This window comes from Pseudoalteromonas aurantia 208 (genome assembly GCF_014858725.1).
In the GTDB taxonomy this organism is placed as follows: Bacteria; Pseudomonadota; Gammaproteobacteria; order Enterobacterales; family Alteromonadaceae; genus Pseudoalteromonas; species Pseudoalteromonas aurantia.
This window is the reverse complement of record NZ_AQGV01000013.1, coordinates 1-22,146: the sequence shown is the minus strand read 5'-3', so window position 1 is coordinate 22,146 and position 22,146 is coordinate 1. Positions and strand designations below refer to the sequence as shown.

Sequence of the window (22,146 nt, the reverse complement as noted above, 5' to 3'; positions counted from 1 at the left end):
GTAGTGAATTTAAATAAAGCTTGTTATGGTAAAAATAGATTAAATGATTAAATAAGTGAACGACATGGCTCAACGAGATTGGTCGAATTTGGCATCTCCTCGTCCTTGTACATTTTTTGATGACAGACCAGATAGTGAAGAGATATCATTGTTGGTGATTCATAATATTTCACTACCAGCGGGGCAATTTGGTACGCCTTATGTTGATAGTTTATTTACTGGGCAGCTAAATTGTGATGCACATCCGAGCTTTTCTGATTTACGAGGATTAAAAGTGTCGGCGCATTGCTTTATTCGCAGAGATGGCTCCGTATTGCAATATGTCCCATTTGGTAAACGGGCTTGGCATGCTGGGGTCTCAGAGTTTGCTGGACGAGCAAGATGCAACGACTTTAGTATAGGAATAGAGCTTGAAGGAACAGACTGCATAGAGTATTCCTCTGAGCAATACGCTAGTTTAGCTGCATTGATCCGAGAAATTAGGCACTATTATCCTGCTATTTCACTGGATAGAATTGTGGGGCATTGTGATATAGCACCGGGAAGAAAAACAGACCCTGGCGCTATATTTAAGTGGCAAAAACTTTTAGATTTAATTACATAAAAAGAGACAGTTTATGATCTTAATCTCTATTATTCTTGCTTTGGCATTAGAGCGATTAGGTGCACGTAGTTTACATTGGCAAATAGATTATTATTTGACGCGTTATTTGAAAGCAGGCTATGACAATAAGACTATCAGTAAATTGTTAAACAAAGATATGGGGTTCATATCTTATTTACTGCTTCCCGTGCTTTTGATTGCTGCGGTATATCAAGTTTCAGATTTCATAGTTTGGCAGTTCACTATAAATACTGTTTTGCTCCTTATATGTTTTGGGTGTGCCGTGCCGAGGAGAAAGTATAAAGGCTATCTAAATGCCTTAACGCGCGGAGACAAAGAAGCCGCGACACTTTATGCGTTGCAAATGGGCCAAATTAGGACTGAGTGTGAGCAAGACGGGGAGTGGTTCGGGCAAACGCTAGCATGGATAAACTTCCGCTATTATTGTGCTGTGATGTTTTGGTTTGTGCTATTAGGCATACCCGGCGCGGTGTTATATGCATCAATTCGTTCAGCGTTTGATATTGCGAGTGAGCAATCACAAACATCACCTTATGCACGCCATCAAGTACGATTAAATGCATTATTGTTTATATTAAACTGGCTACCTGCACGACTTACGAGTTTTGGTTACTTGATTATTGGTAACTTCTCTAAAGGAACACACCATTTTATTAAGTATGCACTGGACTTTTCAACATCAAACCGCAAACTTGTAACGACAACCGCGTTAGCAGCAGAGCAAATAGAGCAGCAATATGTTGGATGTACTTATGAGGCAACATGCATGATGCGATTAGTGAAACGTAATGTATTGCTGTTTTTAGCACTTGTTGCAGCTTTAACTCTATTTGGGTTGTTAGCTTAGCGTGATATACGGGCCCTGATTAATGCAGAAGCCCGTCTAACCACTGTTTTTTGCGTTCTAACATGGCTTTGATAAGTCGCGGCTCAACATCAAGTTGACGTATTGCTTCATCACTAATATCGATTAAGTCACACACACCGGTTACAGACCAAAGTGCCTCTTCTAGATCCTTAGCTTTGTGTAATGCGTAGTGACTGACGTATCGTAATTCATTTGCCAAATAATCGGTATCAGGACGACCGGTTTTTGAAATATGCAAATGGAATACAAATAGTATGTCTTTCTTAATCGCTTTTTTCAAAAATAAGTAAAGCGGCTCTATCGGTTCATCAAAAGCAATACATTGACTTTTTATCGCATCGGATAGGTGTTCTTTGGTACTGTCGAAACGAACAAATACAGTATATTTTAAAGGCTTATCTTGGCGGCTAATATGACGGAATGCCTCGTTTAAATGCTCTTCAATGAAGTTCTCAGGGAACAGATTGGTGGCATCTAAGTGCTCAACGCCCCCTTTATGATAGGCCATTAATAATTTGTGCAGATTTGTTGGGTATAGGCCAAGGCCGATAGCACCAATATTAAATAGTGCCGATTCTTTATGAATATATAGTGGAAATTGGCATACACTTTTTGTGACCATGTTTCTGAGTGCAGTAGATAACCCCGGGATTTTTGGTGTTTCTTCACATGCGTGCAGCTTAGTTTTGTTCATATCGATAAGCTGTTTAAAAAACTCCATTCCGACATGAGGTAAATCTGTTAACCTGCTGACCTTGAGATTGATAATGGTTTTAGACTTACTGACAGCCATAACTTCATATCTAAGGTTATTCAGTTGATGTTGTTTGGTTATTTTTTGCAAATCGGGCAGTTCTAAATGAACAATATCACCTTTTTTAACGGTCGAAGGTGATGGTGTCTCGAGCTGTAACCCCATCACTGAAAAGTCTCGGGTATTACCAGAGTCAGCGTGTTCAGAATCAACGTGCATGGTGACGGCTGTTTTGTATAAATAGCGCTTATGAGAGCGTAAATTTACGTATTCTAACGCAACAACTTCGAGTGATGGCGGGTTTGTCGCTTTGCCATGGCCAAATGCTTTTAGCTTATTTACTGAGTTGCTATCAAATTGATGGGCTTGATAAGCATTTAATTGCTGTTTACTTGAAATATCAGTTAGTAACATCAAGAATTTTACGTCTTGGATAATACCTTGCACTCGAGGCGTCGGTCTTTTGTTGAGCTTTTCGACATTCTTTCCTGCGCTAAGAGGTAAAGATAGAGGAATAAAGGCATCTTCGTGATGGCTAGGCATGAGCTGAACTTTATAGGTACGCCAGCTCTCTTTTTGGCTACCAAAGCCAAGAAACAAGGCTTTGAGTTCTGGATGTTCGTCAAGTTCATATCCAAAGGCTGAATAGTAGTATATTTTGCCACCATTGGAGTGTGTGAAAGTATACACCGTCGCTTCTTTGACGGCGTTTGGAAATGCAAGTATTCGCGCTAACCTACTTTGACTAAAAATACTATATAAGCATGAAATTTTACGTTCGTCTTCAAAGTAGTAGTTTATGTATGCGTTATTTTCATTCGTTAGCGCAATGGTCGGAAGTAAATGTTTGCCTTTCTTTGCGAAGTATATGAATAATGAGCTCACCCTAGGTAAATAAAATTGTTCATATCCTTTACATACAACCGCATCCATTGTGTTATCGAGATTTATTTTATAGCGGCGCTTATTTCCATGTATAAAGCTCTGTAAAAATTCATCAAATCCAGAGTTATTTTCAATAAAGGTCCGTTTTAGACGTATGTGTTGGTAGTCCCTAGAAACAGGCTCAACAGCAACAACTTCATATTGAACGCCTCCTTTTAATCCCAACTCAAAGTCTTGTTCTAAGCCAACCAATCTAATACCAATGAGTTGCTCTGGTACAGGAGAGTAATTTGGAGAAAGCTTTATCTTTGCACCACTGAGGGAAATGTCAGATGTAGTGGCTGATACAGTGCCTTCTTTACCTAAGTCAACGGTAATTTTAATCGAGTAATTCATTCGCTCTTCACAGCGGCTTTCATAGGAAGCAAAGCGTATAAGCTTTGTTCCATTGGCTAGCTGCTTTTCAGATTGTGAAGACGCCCCTTGCTCATCTTGGTTTTTTTGCATCACCTTGTAATTATTTTCAGTGTGCATTACTGCTTCGTATACGGCTAAAGTATATTTTCCATGTCTTGCTAATTCTTCCTCAAATACATCAATAGCAACATTGTCCATAAAGTGCTGCTTACCATCATGTTCGTAAGGTTTAACTTCACCAGAGACTTGGCCTCGTAAGTCAATAAATCGGGCTACTGGCTGAGAGAGTCGAGACATTTCCATTTTTAATAAGAATTGATCTGGTTTTGACAGCGAAGAAGTCGTTTGTGCAAAAATTTGGTCAAAATTAGGATCGCCTAATTGCAACTTTAAATCGTCGATGAGGGGTTGATATTTTTGCAGCTTATCTTCAGCCATAAATGAACCGTATTCTTACCTGTATTCTTGCCCTGAGGCTATATCGTTATAATTTTCTAAATACTTAGCCAATACTATGACAATATTAGGTCATAGTTAACATTATTCGTAAACAATTACAGAAACTCAGCTTGTTAGTGCCAGTATTTCGTATATATTGCCGGATAAGTTAGATTAAAAATTAATTAAGCAATAAGTGTGCCTTTATTATGGTGAAAAAGAAAACTGCGTTTGTGTGTAATGATTGCGGTGCGGAATTTGCGCGTTGGCAAGGGCAATGCTCAGAATGTCGCGCTTGGAATACAGTGACAGAGTTTAGAGTACCGTCGGTGAAAGCACCACCAAAAGGTTCAGCAATGTCTGGATATGCAGGTATGGTTGAAGCAACAGTACAAACTCTGGATGAAGTGAATTTAGAAAGTCTACCTCGTTTTTCAACAGGTTTTAAAGAGTTCGATCGAGTGCTTGGGGGCGGCGTTGTACCTGGAAGTGCAATTTTGATAGGGGGATCTCCCGGAGCCGGTAAAAGTACAGTGTTGTTGCAAACGATGTGTTTACTTGCTGAATCAATGAACACGCTCTATGTGACAGGTGAAGAGTCTCTGCAGCAAGTCGCTATGCGAGCCCATAGGTTAGGTTTACCGACCAACAAATTAAGGACATTAGCTGAAACCAATGTAGAAACGATTTGTCAGTTAGCGTTGAAAGAAAAGCCAAGCATTATGGTTATTGATTCAATTCAAGTGATGCATATGAGTGATGTTCAATCAGCCCCTGGAAGTGTATCTCAAGTGCGAGAAAGTGCGGCGTATTTAACGCGTTTTGCGAAGCAAAATCAGGTTGCTATTTTCATGGTTGGTCATGTCACAAAAGATGGTTCTCTTGCGGGCCCTAAAGTATTGGAGCACTGTATAGATTGTTCTATCTTACTTGAAGGGAGTAGCGACAGTCGATTTCGAACCTTACGAGGTAACAAAAACCGTTTTGGAGCCGTCAATGAGTTGGGGGTTTTTGCGATGACAGGGCAAGGGCTTAAAGAGGTCAGTAACCCATCGGCTATTTTCCTTAATCGAGGAGAGGAGCAAACACCAGGATCTTTGGTGATGGTTATTTGGGAAGGAACGCGTCCATTGCTTGTTGAAGTACAGGCGCTGGTGGATTATTCACAGCTCGCAAACCCTAGAAGGGTAACGGTTGGCTTGGAACAAAATCGACTCGCTATGTTACTCGCTGTCTTGCACCGCCATGGAGGTTTGCAAGTTGCTGACCAAGATGTGTTCGTCAATGTTGTGGGCGGCGTTAAAGTGTCGGAAACAAGTGCTGATTTAGCACTTATTACCGCACTGGTGTCGAGTTTTAAGAATTATGCATTAGACCGTGAGTTAGTGGTATTTGGTGAAGTCGGGCTTGGCGGTGAAATTAGGCCTGTACCCAGTGGCCAGGAAAGGTTAAAAGAGGCTGCTAAGCATGGCTTTAAACGTGCTATTGTACCAAGCGCAAATAAACCAAAGGAAATCATCGAGGGTATGGAAGTCATCGCTGTTAACTGTTTAAGTGATGCCCTTGAAGCTTTATTTTAAAATGGAAAAATAGATGAAAAAATCAGTCATTATGTTGTTAGTCACAGGCGCACTTGCAGCAGGGTATGTGGCATTGCAATCACATATGAATCAAGTTGTTGATGAGAAATTACAAACCCAACTAGCTATTGCTGTTGGGGATTCAGGTATGCAGTTTGACTATGCCGATGCCTCAGTGAATATGTTTAATGGTAATATTGTTGTCAATGGTCTGATGGTTTCGGACCCACAAGGTGTATCGGCTTTTGGAATTGATGAAATTGTTCTTATTGGTTATGAAGAAGAAAGCATTAGTGAGTTTACGCAAGTTAACATCCATGGTTTTTCGCTCTTTGAAGCGATTAAAAACAACAGTCTTGATACGCCCAAGCCTTTATTGGATGCGAAGTATGATTTTAGTACGTCATTGGCCTTTGATGCTGAAACAGGATATAGCCAATTAAAGTTGGCATTAGCAGCACATAATATTGCACAGTTTGACTTTGATATGGAGCTCAACAATAGCGGCCCTTTAATGGATGTATCTTTTGATATGCAAAAGCAGCAAAGTGTTGCCGCGTTAACGGTGGAAGAACAGCTACAGATACAAACTAGACTTATGGGCGCAATGCAGCAACTAGCTCCAAAATCTTTACAGCTTCAGATCGAAAATAAAGGCCAATTGGCACAACTATTGAGTGATCAAGTAGCGATGGCTGGACTAGATCAAGTGAGCTTTGAAAATATGCTACAAATGCAACTGACACAAGCGCCGCTTCCACAGATTGCAAAGGACGCAATTGTTGCATTTGCACAAGGAAAAGAATCACTGCGTGTTTCAGTATCTCTACCGGGTGATAGTGATATTCAAACAGTATCACAACATGTAATGTCTCTTGCAGGACAGCCTGAAGAATTAGCTAAATTAATGAACTTGGAAGTTCACGGAAAATAGCTTAACAACTGACTTTTATCCGATGAGCAGGTGTATTTAGTCATGTTAAGCACTAATTACACCTATCTGTGAGTCACTATTAATGTAAGATACGTGCTCTTATAGTCCCTTCCACCGCGCTGAGCTCTTTTAATGCGACTTCTGAATGATCGCTATCTACGTCAATCACGACATAACCAATGGAGTCGTCAGTTTGTAGATATTGCGCAGCAATATTGATACCGTGTTGCGCAAAAGCTTGGTTTATTTGCGTTAATACTCCGGGGCGGTTTTGGTGTACATGGAGTAAACGGCTGCGATTAGCAAGCTCAGGTAAAGAAACCTCAGGAAAGTTAACTGCACTTAAAGTTGAGCCATTATCAGAGTATTTAGCAATTTTTCCAGCGACTTCAATACCAATATTTTCTTGTGCTTCTTGTGTAGAACCGCCAACGTGTGGAGTTAAAATCACATTATCAAATTCTCGTAATGGGGAAATAAACTCTTCATCGTTAGATTTAGGCTCTGTAGGGAATACATCAATCGCAGCTCCAGCTAATTTTTGGTCACGTAAAGATTCAGCTAATGCATCAATATCGACAACAGTACCTCGAGACGCGTTGATTAAAATAGCGCCGCGTTTCATAACCTCTAGCTCAGCTAAGCCAATGAGGTTCTTAGTCGATGGTGTTTCAGGAACGTGGAGACTAATAACATCAGCTCGTTGTAACAAATGAGTTAAGTTCTGTACTTGTTGTGCATTGCCTAAAGTGAGCTTATCTTCAATATCGTAAAACTCTACTCGCATTCCGATATTTTCAGCCATGATCCCAAGTTGAGTGCCAATATGTCCATAACCAATGATCCCGAGAGTTTTACCTCTAGCTTCATACGAGCCGATTGCTGATTTTAGCCATTCTCCACGATGTGCCATCGCATTTCTTTGTGGGATCCCTCTAAGCAGTAATAAGATCTCACCTAATACCAGCTCTGCAACAGAACGGGTATTCGAAAAAGGGGCATTAAATACAGCGATACCACGCTCTCTTGCAGCGTTGAGTGCAACTTGGTTAGTCCCAATGCAGAAACATCCCACTGCGACTAACTTTTCTGCTGCGTTAAGCACTGACTGAGATAAATGTGTACGAGAGCGGATCCCAACGAAGTGGACATCTTTGATCCGCTCAATCAATTCACTTTCAGGTAGCGACGTTTTGACATAATCAATATTACTATAACCATTACGTTTAAGTGTTTCTACAGCACTTTGGTGAATACCTTCTAGGAGTAGTATTTTGATTTTCTCTTTAGCTAACGATACCGTACTCATGTCTCATTCCTGTTAATTTATATTGGGACCCTCAGGGGTGCCGGTTATAACAATATCAGCGCCGCGTTGTGCAAATAAGCCATTTGTCACTACGCCCACGATTTGATTTATTTTCTCTTCAAGTTGCTTTGGCTCTAAGATACTTAAGCCATGAACGTCTAAGATAACATTGCCATTATCCGTTGTTACGCCATGTCTATATACCGGATCGCCACCTAGCTTTAACAATTCTCGTGCGACATAGCTTCTCGCCATTGGAATAACTTCAACGGGCAATGCAAAAGTACCAAGTGTTTCGACATGCTTGGTATTGTCAACGATGCAGATAAATTTATTTGCTACTGCAGCAACTATTTTTTCTCTAGTTAAAGCAGCACCACCGCCTTTGATCATGTCATTACTATGATTTATCTCATCAGCGCCATCTATGTAAACGTCGAGCTGAGCCACATCATTGAGTTCAAATACTTCAATACCGAGTGCTTTAAGCTTCTCTGTAGATGCCTCAGAACTAGAAACAGCGCCTTTAATGGTGTCTTTAATTGAGCCAAGTGCATCTATAAAATGGTTAACGGTAGACCCAGTGCCTACGCCAACGATAGTATTTTCTTGTATGTAATCCAGTGCAGCCCATGCAGCCGCTTTTTTCATTTCATCTTGGGTCATCACGCAATTCACTTTGTTATCAAAATTTATCGCAGTATACCGCAAAATATCTGATTAAATACCTGAGATATAATTTACCAAGTATAAAATTTAGTGGGCGTTAATATATGTTGCAGTGGCACGTCCCAAGCCGCTATTGGTAACTTTTCAACTTTTTGACAGTCATGAGCTAAACCAAAGACAATGGGCTTTGCGATGTTGTTACGATAATAATTGGCCAAAGTTTTATCGTAATAGCCCCCCCCCATACCAAGTCTGTTCCCAAACTCATCAAAGGCAACCAGTGGTGTAAATAAGTAATCTAGAGAGTACAAAGGGCATATATGACTGCAATTCAACTCAGGTTCCAAGATAGCATAGCGGTTATGGATCATGGGTGAATTTTCTTCATACTTTTGAAATAGTAATGTAGTGCCGTTAAAAGGGTGGATTACAGGCAGGTATACAGTGTGATTTTCTTTTATAAGATACTGAATTAATTTGTTTGTTTTGAGTTCTCCATCATTGCTTAAATAAAGGGCGATTTTGGCGTTTTTAGGTGGTTTTACATGTTGAGAAAAATTAATACAAAGGGCTGTTTCGGCTGTTTTTTGCTCTTCACACGTCAGGGATTTACGTGCATTTCTAACTGACTGGCGAATTGTTGCGCGATCTTGCCTATGTTTATCGCAAGCATATTGAAATGTGTTACTCATAGTTACATTGCTACGAGGTTAGGAAAAGCAATCGCAAGTGCCAATATGATTAATAATATGATGAGTATCGCACCCAAGCCATATTGAACTGTTTTGCTGCGCTTCGGGGGAGGGGAGTCTAATTCAAGCTCTTCGAAGAGTTCATCATCTTCCCATTGTTCTGAGGCTTTTTCATTACTTTCAGGGAGTTGTTCAGGAAGGCGCTGCTCTAATTCTTCCAAACGTTCTTCAATTCGAATTAAACTACTTGTAATATAGTCTAAGGCACCAAACAATCTCTCATCACGTTGGCTTTGAGCGAGCTGTGAAGTAGAGGGAGAACTAGCTGGTTGAAGTTTTGCTTGTATGCCCAATGAAGCAAGTAGTTTAAGCTGCTTAGTACTTTTTTCTTTATCTGCGATGGAGAATAGGGGTTTGCCTGCAAAGAACGCTTGTACTTTTGACTCTGGAATTTTCAGCTTTTGGCTTAACTTTGTGGTCGCTTCTGCGGCTGAGATACCTTCATTTAAGCTCGTAAATACAACGCGATATTTGTCCGTCATGAGCGCAATCCTAATAATTATACTATTGGATTGAGTATACCCAATTTTTCATGTGATGCGAATCACACAGATAGTGCGGTAATAAAAGAAAGGCCAACGAGCGCTGGCCTTATTAGAGATAACTATAGTTCTCTAGCGATGGCACGATAGGCTATATCAGTACGATATTCGACACCATCCCATTTTATATCTGCAGCCAAAGCATATGCACGCTTTTGTGCTTCAGTCACCGTATGTCCTAGTGCGGTTGCACACAACACTCTCCCACCGGCTGTAACAACATGCTCACCGTCTTGCTTGGTACCAGCGTGAAATACCTTTTCGCCTTCAGCATAGCTCACCTGTAATCCAGAGATAACATCGCCTTTTGGATAACTTGCAGGGTAGCCTTTCGCTGCTAATACCACACCAACAGCTGCACGTGGGTCAAATTTAATTGGTGTGCTATCAAGCTCTTGTCGGTTAGCGGCTTCAATCAATTCAACAAGATCTGATTGCAAACGAAGCATAATTGGTTGCGTTTCAGGGTCACCAAAACGACAGTTATATTCAATCACTTTAGGTGTACCATCAGCAGCAATCATCAGACCTGCGTATAAAAAGCCTGTATATGGGTTACCTTCATTTGCCATACCATTGACGGTTGGAAAAATAACCTCATCCATGATCCGTTGATGAATGTCGCCTGTGACAACGGGTGCTGGAGAGTATGCCCCCATACCACCAGTGTTTGGACCTAAATCGCCATTAAATGCACGTTTATGATCTTGACTGGTGGCGAACGGTAACACATTTTTGCCATCAACCATTACGATAAATGAAGCTTCTTCACCTTCAAGAAACTCTTCAATTACGACACGGCTACCAGCTTCACCAAATGCATTACCAGCGAGCATGTCGCGAATGGCCTCTTCAGCTTCAGCTTCTGTCATGGCGACAATGACACCTTTACCTGCCGCTAAGCCGTCTGCTTTGATCACAATCGGAGCACCTTTTTCTTGCAAGTACGCAAGCGCAGGCTCGATCTGTTCAAAAGTTTCGTAGTCAGCAGTAGGAATGTTATGTCGCGCTAAAAAGTCTTTGGTGAACGACTTTGATCCTTCAAGTTGTGCGGCTGCAGCAGTAGGACCAAAAATCGCAAGGTCTTCTTCACGGAAGCGGTCAACAACACCTAGCACCAAGGGTACTTCTGGGCCTACAATGGTAAGTTCAACATTGTTTTCTTTTGAAAAAGATACCAGTGAATCTAGATCTTCCACCTTGATATCAATATTTTCTAATTTAGGCTCAAGCGCCGTACCTGCATTACCAGGTGCGACAAAAACAGTTTTTACTGAAGGGTTTTGAGCGGCTTTGAACGCAAGAGCGTGTTCACGACCGCCACTGCCAATGACCAGTACATTCATGGCTTAATTTTCCTATTAAAGCTTTTTAAATTTGAGCGTCATGCGGTCACTTTCCCCAATCGCTTTATATTGATCTGCATTTTTATCACCCAATGCTAAGCGTGGTGGCAATGTCCAAACACCTTTTGGGTGATTAGCACTGTCTAAGGGGTTAGCGTTCACATCACTTTCAGCCACTAATTCGAATCCTGCTTTTTTCGCTATATCAACGACATAACTTTGTTTCATATAGCCAGATCGTTTTTGATCTGCATCATCACGATGTTCAGGCAAACGGTGTTCAACTACACCGAGTACACCGCCTGGTTTGAGTGCTTTGTTAAATGCTTGGAATGCATTTAATACACCTTCATCACCTTGACGCATATACCAGTTATGGACATTTCTAAATGTAAGCACCATATCAGCAGAGCCTGTCGGCGCGATATCTGAATGTGTAAGCGGTGCAAATTCGGTTATTTTCACTTCGCTAAAACGGTTATCTTTTGTAACTTTATCTTTAAAGCCAGCTAAAGAACGTTGATAGTACTTAACCTCAGAGTCTGCTGGGAAGTGCGCAGCATACAGAGTACCGTTGCCTTTAACAGCAGGTGCAAGTATCTCAGAATACCATCCTCCCCCTGGTGCAATTTCTACCACGGTCATATCAGCTTGTAGACCGAAGAAATCAAGTGTTTCAACAGGGTTTCGATACTGATCACGCGCACGATTTTTTTCCGCACGCTCAGCATTATTTGCAGCAGAAACGAGTTCAGATGCGGCTTGAGAGCTTGAACTTCCATTACTAGCACAGCCAGCAATAGCGGCTACGATACTTGCTGCAAGCAGTGTTTTTAATCCAAATTTCATTTTTCTGTCCTTCACTTTTGTGATTGTGTTTTAAGCAGAATACTTGAATTTAGGGCAAACAAAAAGCACGAAACGATAAACGCTTCGTGCGAGTAGGTTAATGACGGAAGTGACGCATGCCAGTTAATACCATTGCCATGCCAGCTTCATCTGCTGCGGCAATAACTTCTTCATCGCGCATTGAGCCGCCAGGCTGTATAACGGCGGTAATACCCGCTGCCGCTGCAGCATCAATACCATCACGGAATGGGAAGAATGCATCAGATGCCATGACTGAACCTTTTACTTCTAAGTTCTCATCAGCAGCTTTAATACCTGCAATTTTAGCAGAGTAAACACGGCTCATTTGACCTGCACCAACACCAATTGTCATTCCGTCACGGGCATAAACAATTGCGTTAGACTTAACAAATTTAGCGACTTTCCAGCAAAATAGCAGATCTTTCAGTTCTTGTTCTGTCGGTTGGCGTTTTGAAACCACGGTTAAATCACCAAGCGTTACCATGCCTTGGTCGCGATCTTGAACTAAAATACCACCATTGACGCGCTTGATATCAGATTGGGTTGTTTTCGCATCCCACTGTCCACATTCTAGTAAACGAACGTTTTTCTTTGCAGCAACAATTTGCGCCGCTTCTTCACTTATACTTGGGGCAATGATTACTTCTACAAATTGACGTGCCACAATCGCTTCAGCGGTTGTTGCATCGAGCTCGCGGTTGAATGCGATAATGCCGCCAAAGGCAGACGTTGGATCGGTTTTAAATGCTCTGTCGTATGCAGCTAAAATGTTTTCGTCAACAGCAACACCACATGGATTTGCATGTTTAACGATAACACACGCAGGTGCGTCAAATTCTTTTACACACTCTAGTGCTGCGTCGGTGTCAGCAATATTATTGAAAGATAGCGCTTTACCTTGTAATTGTGCTGCTGTGGCAACAGACGCTTCTTGCAAATCATTTTCAACATAAAAAGCAGCGTCTTGGTGAGAGTTTTCACCGTAGCGCATGTCTTGCTTTTTAGTGAATTGCATATTGATAGTACGCGGGAATTTAGTCTCAGTAGCGGCTTCTTCAGTGTAATCAGGCACCATTTTACCAAAATAGTTGGCAATCATTCCGTCGTACTGTGCGGTGTGTTCATAGGCAGCAATGGCAAGATCAAAACGCGTTTGGTAAGTTGTTGAACCATTGTTTTCATTCAATTCAGCAATAACGCGGGTGTAATCTTGTGCATTTACAACAATAGTCACATCTTTGTGATTTTTTGCTGCTGCACGGACCATAGTTGGGCCGCCGATATCAATGTTTTCAATTGCGTCTTCAAGGCTGCAGTCAGCTTTTGCAACAGTTTGTGCAAAGGGGTATAAGTTAACCACAACCATGTCAATTGCAGAAATATCGTTTTCTGTCATAACGCCTTCATCCTGGCCGCGACGGGCTAATATGCCACCGTGTACTTTAGGGTGAAGTGTTTTAACGCGACCATCCATGATTTCAGGGTGACCTGTATAGTCAGATACTTCCGTGGCAGCAATGCCGTTATCAGCTAATAATTTGTATGTACCGCCAGTTGATAAAATCTCAACGCCTTGCGCACTTAGTGCTTGGGCTAATTCAACGATACCGGTTTTATCTGACACACTTAATAGTGCGCGACGAATTGGACGATGTATATCCATGATGGTTAGGGTTTCCTCAATGATAAGTTAAGGGCTAGCTTAGAAGGGCGCTATTTTAGCCTATCTGGAACAAGAAAACGATGGAAAAGGCAAAAGTGCAGTTGAGAAAATTACAATTTATTTGGTTAGCAAGGGTTTAATGTCTGGATTAAGTGCCAAGGAAGAATGCTGGAAATCAAAATGAGAGGAATAAAATACAAAAAGCACAATTAAAGTGCTTTTTGTATTTAGGATGAATTAAGCGAGTGCTTAGTTCATGCCGTATTTTTTTAGCTTCTTACGAAGAGTACCACGGTTGATACCAAGTAAGATTGCTGCACGTGTTTGGTTACCACGTGTGTATGTCATTACTTCTTCAAGTAATGGCGCTTCTAGCTCAGAAAGAACAAGGTCGTATACGTCTTGTACATCTTGACCATTAAGCTGCTTTAAATAGTGATGAACAGCTTTTTTTACTGCATCACGTAAAGGTTGCGGTTTCTCTTGTGACTGAACATGAGCGTTAGTGATAAATGGAGAAGTCACATTTTGTTCGAACATCGTATGTCTCTTTCTTTCTTAGTTAGCTGCTAGTGTTTCAAAGTATTTTTCCAATGCCTCGATTTGCTCATTTGGCGCTTCGAGGGCATTGAATACTCGCCTAAACTGACCTGCTTGGTCATGGGTTTGCAAATACCAAGATACATGTTTACGTGCGATACGCGCTCCCATTGGCTCCCCGTAAAACTGATGAAGATTAATTAAATGCTCCATCAAAATACTACGTACTTCAGATATTTCTGGCGTAGGTAGGTGTTTTCCAGTTCGCAAAAAGTGGTCTATCTCCCTAAAAATCCAAGGGCGACCTTGGGCGGCTCGACCAATCATGATGGCATCTGCACCCGTATATTCCAGTACCTGCTTCGCTTTCTCTGGTGATGTGATATCACCATTGGCAACCACAGGTATTGATACCGAACGTTTTATATCCCTAATCGTGACATATTCAGCCTCACCTTTGTACATACACGCTTTTGTGCGGCCATGTACAGCAAGTGAAGCAATGCCATTACGTTCAGCAATTTTGGCAATCTCAACCCCGTTACGATTTTCCGTATTCCATCCTGTGCGGATTTTAAGTGTTACAGGTACTTCAACAGCATTTACTACCGCATCAACTATCTCTTCCACTAAATCTGGATATTGTAACAATGCTGAGCCTGCCAGCTTTTTATTCACTTTCTTTGCGGGGCAGCCCATATTGATATCTATGATCTGTGCCCCATTTGCAACATTGAACTGAGCTGCTTGCGCCATTAATTCCGGATCGGCACCAGCAATTTGTACTGAACGAACGCCTGACTCACCACTATGATCCATGCGGTTCATCGATTTGTCAGTTTTCCATACCTTTGGATTTGAAGACATCATTTCCGAAACAGCTAACCCAGCCCCTAATTGGCGGCAAAGTTGTCTAAACGGTCTATCTGTGATCCCTGCCATAGGGGCCACAATAATGTTGTTATCAAGTTGGTAAGGACCAATACGCACAGTAGTTCAATCTGCCTCTTTTCAAGGGGCGCTAAGTTTACGGCTTTTTTTGCAAAAATCAAAGGCTATAAATTGAACATTATTGCTTTTTTTTTAAACTTAGTGGGTTGACTTTTTATAACAGTTTGAGAGTTCGATTTATTTGACTGTTTTTTAATCTAAATTTTTCATGGTGATTGAAAAATGTTCAGACTGTTTTATGAAAATAAATGGTAAAGCCTGTTAAAGCGAGGCTTTACCAGTTACAAACTACTAACTCTCACGGATATTTTTATGGCCACTTACACGTGTCCATTCACCCTCTTGTGCAATGTCATCAAGTTGAATAAATGGCGCGTAAACTGTTGCAACAGACTGAGCTTGCTCTTCTAAAATTCCTGACATGGCGATTTCACCACCTGGTTTTAGAAATGCTAAAATGATTTCGTGCAGCTCTCGCAGAGGTTGAGCGAGAATATTGGCAACCACAATATCAGCACTAAATTCAGGTTGGTTTTCCGGTAAATAGACTTCAAGCTGATCAGCAACACCATTGCGCCCTGCATTATCTTTACTTGCAGCGAGTGCCTGAGGGTCGATATCGATACCGATCACGCGCTCAGCGCCAAGCTTAATGGCTGCAATGCCTAGGATGCCTGAGCCACAGCCAAAATCAACGACGGTTTTACCGGTTAAATCTTGGCGTTCTAGCCACTTTAAGCACAGTGATGTGGTAGCATGAGTCCCGGTGCCAAACGCAAGGCCAGGATCGAGTAATACATTGACTGCATCTGGTTCAGGAATATCTCGCCAGCTTGGACAGATCCACAGGCGCTCGCCAAACTTAATTGGGTGAAAGTTATCCATCCACTCACGTTCCCAGTCTTTGTCCTCAAGCTGCTCAATCTTATAGGTAAGCTCAGAGTCACTATTGGCTTTGAGGTAAGCAACGACTACATCCATATCATGAGCTGCATCGAAAAGGCCAATCACAAGCGTATCAGGCCATAAGATCACTTCGCCTGGCTTAGGTTCGTAGACAGGATTATTGCTGGCGTCCATAAAGGTCACTGAAGGGCAGCCAACATCCAGTAATAAGTCACTAAGTTGGTCGGCAGAGTCTTTGTTTGCGTGAATTCGGATTTGGATCCAAGCCATGATTATTCCTAATAAATATGTCAACAAAAAGGCCGCTAAAGCGGCCTTTTTAGATAAAAATCTTTTTGTAAAAAGGGGTTAGCCTTTTACATCTAAGAAGCTTTTTAATAGATCTGAGCGAGAAGGGTGGCGTAACTTACGTAATGCCTTCGCTTCAATCTGACGAATACGTTCACGGGTTACGTCAAACTGCTTACCTACTTCTTCAAGTGTATGGTCGGTATTCATATCAATACCAAAACGCATACGTAATACTTTCGCTTCTCTTGCTGTTAAGCCTGCCAGCACTTCATTGGTGGCACCACGAAGGCTTTCCATTGTTGCTGAATCAATCGGAGACTCAATCGTTGTGTCTTCGATGAAATCACCAAGATGTGAGTCTTCATCATCACCAATGGGCGTCTCCATTGAGATTGGCTCTTTGGCAATTTTCAGTACTTTACGAATTTTGTCTTCTGGCATCATCATGCGCTCAGCCAGCTCTTCAGGGCTAGGCTCACGACCCATTTCTTGCAGCATTTGACGTGAAATACGATTTAATTTATTAATCGTTTCAATCATGTGCACAGGAATACGGATTGTTCGTGCTTGGTCAGCAATTGACCGTGTAATAGCCTGACGGATCCACCACGTTGCATAAGTTGAGAACTTATAACCACGGCGGTATTCAAACTTATCTACCGCTTTCATCAAACCAATATTACCTTCTTGGATCAGATCCAAGAATTGTAAGCCTCGGTTGGTGTATTTTTTCGCAATAGAGATTACAAGACGTAAGTTTGCTTCAACCATTTCTTTTTTCGCACGGCGAGCTTTTGCTTCACCAATACTCATGCGACGGTTGATGTCTTTTATACGCTCGATGCTCAGACCGGTACTTTCTTCAATTACACTCAGTTTATTGATGCAGCGTTCGATTTCAGGCTTTACTTCAGCTAGTTTAGCTGAATATTTTTCGCCAGCAGCGATTTCAGCGTCAACCCATGCCATATCCGTTTCGTTGTTGGCGAAATGCTTAACAAATGTTTTCTTTGGAACTTTTGCTATTTGTACAGCTTGCTTCATAACAATACGTTCTTGAACCCGAACACGGTCCATCATTTCACGCATATTGTTAACCATACGATCAAACTGTTTAGGTACAAGTTTGAAAGTACGGAATAAGTCACCAATTTCCTGAATTGCAACTTGCGCATCAGGGTGTGAACGGCCTTTAGATTCAAATACTTTACGAGCTGCTGTATATAACGAACGTAACTTTTCAAAGTGCTCGCGCGCTTCTTCAGGATCTGGCCCTGTGTCTACCTCATCTTCGTCATCGTCGTCGTCAGACTCATTGTCTTCATCGGCTAAATCTTTATCACTTAGCTCAGAACCAATGTGTGTTGCAGTAATTTGTGTCTCTTCAGCATCAGGATCAAAGAAACCAGAAACAATGTCACTAAGGCGCATTTCTTCTGCTTCAAATTTATCCCATTGTTCAAGTAAATAAGTAATTGCTTCAGGGTACTCTGCGACAGAGATTTGTACCTGATTGATACCTTCTTCAATTCGCTTAGCGATTTTTATTTCGCCTTCACGAGTTAATAGCTCAACAGTACCCATTTCACGCATGTACATACGCACAGGGTCTGTTGTACGACCAATTTCTTTTTCTACCGTTGCCAATGCCGCAGCAGCAGCTTCAGCTGCGTCTTCATCGGTTGTAGTTTCCTGCATCATCAATTCATCGGCATCAGGCGCATTTTCAGCAACCTTAATACCCATATCATTGATCATGCTTATAATATCTTCTACTTGATCTGAGTCTATTATGTCTTGTGGAAGGTGATCGTTAACTTCTGCAAACGTTAAGTAACCTTGCTCTTTACCTTTCTGAATCAGAAGTTTGAGTTGTGACTGAGGAGTTTGATCCATAGAGAATTATGCTTCCACTCTGATAAGTTGATACAACAGGCGCCAGTTACTACACCTGAATAATTTACGTGACGCACGTGAATAGAACATTATAACAGCAAAAATTAATTTTGACTAGTTCTTCTGCTAGTCAAAGCTTTAGTTAATAATGCACATTCTAGTCTTTCATCACTATTTAGGCCCTGAGTTTTGTCTTTTATTAATAGTGTCTCTAACCGAAAATTTAAACACTGATCTTCAATAAATTTGAAAGTATGCTGAAATTCTTTTACTAGAGCTTGCTCATCGATGTCATGGCGCCACACTGCGAGTTTTCTCAAGGAGTCATATTCAGGCTGATCACGAAAAGATTCTAGGAGTTGAGCACTCGTGTATTGTGGATGCTGTAAACATACTGATTGAAGTCTTAATAGCAATTCAATACCAGGTATTTTCATTAATGCTAAGTCAGGTAAGTACTCAATATTTGTTGCTAATTTAGGATATTGTACAAGTAAACCTATCGCTCTGCGCATCGGAGTGACTTTAAATTTGCGCTCAATGTTTTGCTGTTGCTTTGGTGTCGTGAGTTTTGTACTTAGCTGTTCACGTGTACGGCCTATTAATTTTGCAAGGGTATTAAGCAAACCTTCTTGATAGTACTCGCTGGGTACTTTACTAATGAGTGGTAATGCATCACTCATTAATTTAGCTTTGCCAGCATCTGAAGTTAATTCACAGCTTTGTGCTAATTTATTAAAAAGTACTTTAGAGAAATCATCAGCTGAGTGGTAGCGGGCCTCAAATGCATCTTTACCTTCTTTCTGCACTAATGAGTCAGGATCTTCGCCATCAGGTAAAAATACAAATTGTAATGCTTTCCCGTCTTTTAAGTTCGGTAAAGCATGTTCAAGTGCGCGCCATGCAGCATCGCGCCCAGCTCTATCTCCATCGTAGCAACATATTACTTTGTCGGTTGTGCGAAATAGAGTTTGCATATGTTCTGCGGTTGTTGCTGTGCCTAAAGCTGCTACTGAATAAGAAATTCCTTGCTCAGCAAGTGCGACTACATCCATATACCCTTCAACAATGAGGATTTGCTCAAGTTTATTGTTCGCTTGTTTAGCTTCGTATAAACCATACAGCTCAAACCCTTTGTGAAAAATACGGGTTTCTGGGGAGTTTAAGTATTTAGGTCCTTGATCTGCGCCCATTACACGCCCACCAAAGGCAATAACACGTCCTCGTTTATCTCTGATAGGGAACATTAAGCGGTCACGGAAAAAATCAAACTGTCGACCTGGTGTTTTTTCTGAGGCGAGCTTTAATTCAACGAGCTGCTGTTTATGTGCGTTTGTGCGGCCGATTTGTTGACATAAGCTTTCCCATTCAGGAGGTGCATAGCCCATCATGTAACGTTGAACGGTTTCTCCTGAGAGCCCTCGACCTTTGACATACTCAATTACATTAGCTGCATTTTTGTGATGTTTAAGTTGATGCTGATAAAACTGTGCGGTTTGTAACATCAAGTCATAATCTGAACGTTTTTGTTCAATACTGCGTTCAGGAGCTCCAGAGCCATGCTCTCGAGGTACTTCGAGGTTAAGTAAGTTTGCCAGCTCTTCGATTGCATCAACAAACTCGAGCTTGTCGTACTCCATAATAAATGAAATAGCATTACCATTCGCGCCGCAGCCAAAACAATGATAGAACTGTTTGTCTCTAGCGACGGTAAAAGAAGGAGATTTTTCGTTATGGAATGGACAGCAAGCTTGATAATCTTTACCTGCTTTTTTTAATCCGATACGTGCGTCTATAAGATCGACAATATCGGTTCTGGCAAGCAAGTCATCAATAAATTGTCTTGGGATTTTTCCAGCCATATGCTATGTCGCTATTGTAGCGTTCCTAACAAAAATTTAATGCTTATACGAAGAAACCGAGCGCAAGGCTCGGTTTACTTAATCATACTTTATGTATGTTGGGACTATGCGCTTAACCGTTGTTTAATTAAACCTGAGATTTTGCCCATATCGGCACGACCTTCAGCTTTAGACTTGATTATACCCATAACTTTACCCATGTCTTGCATACCTGCAGCACCAGTATCGGTAACAGCAGAATCAATCAAAGCAATGATTTCTTCATCAGTCAAAGGCTGAGGCAAGAAAGTTTCAAGCACCTTGATTTCATTAGCTTCAATTTCAGCTAAATCTTCGCGACCAGCATCAGTAAACTGAGTATATGAGTCACGACGTTGCTTAACCAGTTTCACTAGTACAGAGGTAATACCTGCGTCATCTAGTGTTACACGGTTATCAATTTCACGCTGTTTAATTTCAGCAAGTACCATACGAATTGCACCAAGACGAATCTTGTCTTTTGCGCGCATGGCATCTTTCTGTGCGTCTTTTAGCTTAGTTAAAAGGCTCATTTATACAAGACCTAAACAAATTAGTATAATTTAACGCGACGTGCGTTTTCGCGAGAAAGCTTTTTCATATGACGCTTTACTGCAGCAGCTTTTTTACGCTTACGCTCTGCTGTTGGTTTTTCATAATGCTCGCGACGACGAACTTCTGAAAGGATACCTGCTTTTTCACATGAACGCTTGAAACGACGAAGTGCTACGTCAAACGGTTCGTTCTCTCTTACTTTAATTACTGGCATTAAAAATTCACCTACCTAATTAATGAGCTATGCTCACGCTGATCAAAGATTGATCAAGTGGTTCAAAAATGGTGCGGTATTGTAATCTGAAGCCTTACCATATGTAAAGCTTAAATTAGTGCAAATTAATTGCTTGCTAGCGCTGAACGTTGATATAGCTTACAAAGTACTTGTCCTGCTTGCTTTTCTTTTAGCAATTGCCATTCTTTTGGGGCGCTAAAATCGAGCTCTTTTTCAATTTCAACGTAAATAATAGCGTCATTAGTAAGCCAATTGTGGGTTTCTAAAGCATGACAGCAAAGGTGTGCGAAGTCTTTTCTAAAAGGGGGATCTACAAATACTAAGCTATATGGTTTGCCTGTATTTCCTTTTTCTAAAAGAGTAATACTATTGTTATTAAATACCTGTGCGTGGTTTAGTTCTAATGTATCGATATTTTTTTGTATTTGTGCCGCAGCATATTTGTCTAATTCGATAAAATCAGTATGCTCAGCAAAGCGTGATATTGCTTCAAAACCAAGGCCACCAGAACCCGCAAAGCAGTCTAATACTCTGGCGTCTCTGGTATCTTGCATTAACCAATTAAACACAGTTTCTTTCATTCTATCCGTTGTGGGCCTTAACCCCTCTACGTTTTTAACTGGCAGCTTTCTGCCTCGGAATTTTCCGCTAATAATTCGAATAAATCCATCGGCGTTTACTTTTTTAACAGGGGTTTTCTTTCTCATTGTATGCCAGTTCGCACTATCTGAATGTTTCATATGTTATAAATCACTTAGCGTGCATTTTTCATCCCTTAGGAACATGTTACACTGCGCAGCAATTTTTAATTTTAGGTCAGCTTTATCTCCTTACTTTTAATGCTAACTATTGGTAAGTAGGAAGGTAAGGCTGATCATACACGTTGTTTTGGGCAGGCTCTGTCATCGGAGTTAACTCAAAACTGTAGTTTAGTTTATCAGATTTATTGACATGGTATTTAGCGAGTATGGGAAAAAAGAATAAATTTTTGTCTTGGTTAGGTTTTGGCAAGAAAGAAGCTGAACAGCAAGCACAACAAGAGTCACAAGAAGGGCAACTCGCTAAAGAGCAAGCAAAGCAACTTGAAGCTGAAAGAGTCGAAGCTGAAAGAGTCGAAGCCGAAAGAGCAGAAGCGCAAAGAGTCGAAGCGCAAAGAGTCGAAGCGCAAAGAGCAGAAGCGCAAAGAGCAGAAGCTGAAAGAGCAGAAGCGCAAAGAGCAGAAGCCGAAAGAGTCGAAGCC

General features: G+C 41.2%; 20 protein-coding genes and 1 pseudogene. 5 read left to right on the top strand and 16 right to left on the bottom strand.

The genetic code is table 11. The features are described from left to right. Positions 1 to 64: 64 nt before the first annotated feature. Positions 65 to 604, top strand: coding sequence for a 1,6-anhydro-N-acetylmuramyl-L-alanine amidase AmpD (gene ampD, locus PAUR_RS15210; protein ID WP_192508617.1), 540 nt, complete (start codon positions 65 to 67; stop codon positions 602 to 604). A gap of 13 nt (positions 605 to 617) precedes the next feature. Continuing rightward, entirely contained in the window at positions 618 to 1,472 is an 855-nt protein-coding gene (ampE, locus tag PAUR_RS15205; RefSeq protein ID WP_192508616.1) for a beta-lactamase regulator AmpE, read from the top strand. A gap of 19 nt (positions 1,473 to 1,491) precedes the next feature. Here the strand turns inward: ampE and PAUR_RS15200 are convergent, their stop codons facing one another. After that, positions 1,492 to 3,987 carry a PilZ domain-containing protein gene (locus tag PAUR_RS15200; RefSeq protein ID WP_192508615.1) on the bottom strand — a complete coding sequence of 832 codons (2,496 nt, stop codon included), beginning with the start codon at positions 3,985 to 3,987 and terminating at the stop codon, positions 1,492 to 1,494. A 209-nt stretch (positions 3,988 to 4,196) separates the two neighbouring features. Here PAUR_RS15200 and radA point away from each other — a divergent pair, with 209 nt between their 5' ends. Both radA and PAUR_RS15190 read left to right on the top strand, forming a co-directional pair. Next, positions 4,197 to 5,567: a DNA repair protein RadA gene (gene radA / locus PAUR_RS15195; RefSeq protein ID WP_192508614.1), complete on the top strand. Its 1,371-nt coding sequence runs from the start codon at positions 4,197 to 4,199 to the stop codon at positions 5,565 to 5,567. Between the two features lie 13 nt (positions 5,568 to 5,580). Beyond that, positions 5,581 to 6,501: a hypothetical protein gene (locus PAUR_RS15190; RefSeq protein ID WP_192508613.1), complete on the top strand. Its 921-nt coding sequence runs from the start codon at positions 5,581 to 5,583 to the stop codon at positions 6,499 to 6,501. Positions 6,502 to 6,580: 79 nt separating this feature from the next. Here PAUR_RS15190 and serA read toward each other — a convergent pair whose 3' ends face one another. From serA to rsmD, 15 genes are all read right to left on the bottom strand, one after another. Further along, complete coding sequence (serA, locus tag PAUR_RS15185; RefSeq protein ID WP_192508612.1) at positions 6,581 to 7,810, bottom strand: phosphoglycerate dehydrogenase; 1,230 nt, start codon at positions 7,808 to 7,810, stop codon at positions 6,581 to 6,583. 12 nt (positions 7,811 to 7,822) lie between these two features. Further along, a complete protein-coding gene (rpiA, locus tag PAUR_RS15180) occupies positions 7,823 to 8,476 on the bottom strand; it encodes a ribose-5-phosphate isomerase RpiA (protein WP_192508961.1) in 654 nt (217 codons plus the stop codon). Positions 8,477 to 8,550: 74 nt separating this feature from the next. Continuing rightward, the gene (locus tag PAUR_RS15175; RefSeq protein ID WP_192508611.1) at positions 8,551 to 9,171 is read right to left on the bottom strand and encodes a 5-formyltetrahydrofolate cyclo-ligase; all 621 of its coding nucleotides are present in this window, start codon (positions 9,169 to 9,171) and stop codon (positions 8,551 to 8,553) included. 2 nt (positions 9,172 to 9,173) lie between these two features. Next, entirely contained in the window at positions 9,174 to 9,713 is a 540-nt protein-coding gene (locus PAUR_RS15170) for a hypothetical protein (RefSeq protein WP_192508610.1), read from the bottom strand. 122 nt (positions 9,714 to 9,835) lie between these two features. After that, a complete protein-coding gene (purD, locus tag PAUR_RS15165; protein WP_192508609.1) occupies positions 9,836 to 11,119 on the bottom strand; it encodes a phosphoribosylamine--glycine ligase in 1,284 nt (427 codons plus the stop codon). Between the two features lie 15 nt (positions 11,120 to 11,134). Beyond that, on the bottom strand, positions 11,135 to 11,968 hold the full coding sequence (locus PAUR_RS15160; RefSeq protein ID WP_192508608.1) for a class I SAM-dependent methyltransferase: 834 nt from the start codon (positions 11,966 to 11,968) through the stop codon (positions 11,135 to 11,137). Positions 11,969 to 12,065: 97 nt separating this feature from the next. Next, positions 12,066 to 13,652, bottom strand: coding sequence for a bifunctional phosphoribosylaminoimidazolecarboxamide formyltransferase/IMP cyclohydrolase (gene purH / locus PAUR_RS15155; protein WP_192508607.1), 1,587 nt, complete (start codon positions 13,650 to 13,652; stop codon positions 12,066 to 12,068). Positions 13,653 to 13,901: 249 nt separating this feature from the next. Then, a complete protein-coding gene (gene fis, locus PAUR_RS15150) occupies positions 13,902 to 14,192 on the bottom strand; it encodes a DNA-binding transcriptional regulator Fis (RefSeq protein WP_005491017.1) in 291 nt (96 codons plus the stop codon). 18 nt (positions 14,193 to 14,210) lie between these two features. Next, complete coding sequence (gene dusB / locus PAUR_RS15145) at positions 14,211 to 15,182, bottom strand: tRNA dihydrouridine synthase DusB (protein ID WP_192508606.1); 972 nt, start codon at positions 15,180 to 15,182, stop codon at positions 14,211 to 14,213. 252 nt (positions 15,183 to 15,434) lie between these two features. Then, positions 15,435 to 16,319 carry a 50S ribosomal protein L11 methyltransferase gene (gene prmA, locus PAUR_RS15140; RefSeq protein WP_192508605.1) on the bottom strand — a complete coding sequence of 295 codons (885 nt, stop codon included), beginning with the start codon at positions 16,317 to 16,319 and terminating at the stop codon, positions 15,435 to 15,437. A 78-nt stretch (positions 16,320 to 16,397) separates the two neighbouring features. Continuing rightward, positions 16,398 to 18,236, bottom strand: coding sequence for an RNA polymerase sigma factor RpoD (gene rpoD, locus PAUR_RS15135; protein ID WP_192508604.1), 1,839 nt, complete (start codon positions 18,234 to 18,236; stop codon positions 16,398 to 16,400). Positions 18,237 to 18,340: 104 nt separating this feature from the next. After that, the gene (gene dnaG / locus PAUR_RS15130; protein WP_192508603.1) at positions 18,341 to 20,098 is read right to left on the bottom strand and encodes a DNA primase; all 1,758 of its coding nucleotides are present in this window, start codon (positions 20,096 to 20,098) and stop codon (positions 18,341 to 18,343) included. 104 nt (positions 20,099 to 20,202) lie between these two features. Then, positions 20,203 to 20,649, bottom strand: a complete 447-nt coding sequence (locus PAUR_RS15125) for a GatB/YqeY domain-containing protein (protein ID WP_192508602.1) — start codon at positions 20,647 to 20,649, stop codon at positions 20,203 to 20,205. Between the two features lie 20 nt (positions 20,650 to 20,669). After that, positions 20,670 to 20,885, bottom strand: a complete 216-nt coding sequence (rpsU, locus tag PAUR_RS15120; protein ID WP_010362466.1) for a 30S ribosomal protein S21 — start codon at positions 20,883 to 20,885, stop codon at positions 20,670 to 20,672. A 125-nt stretch (positions 20,886 to 21,010) separates the two neighbouring features. Continuing rightward, positions 21,011 to 21,613 carry a 16S rRNA (guanine(966)-N(2))-methyltransferase RsmD gene (gene rsmD, locus PAUR_RS15115; RefSeq protein WP_192508960.1) on the bottom strand — a complete coding sequence of 201 codons (603 nt, stop codon included), beginning with the start codon at positions 21,611 to 21,613 and terminating at the stop codon, positions 21,011 to 21,013. Positions 21,614 to 21,873: 260 nt separating this feature from the next. On the opposite strand from rsmD, the pseudogene PAUR_RS15110 reads away from it, so the two are divergent. Beyond that, a pseudogene (locus PAUR_RS15110) lies at positions 21,874 to 22,146 on the top strand (signal recognition particle-docking protein FtsY); the annotation flags it as partial.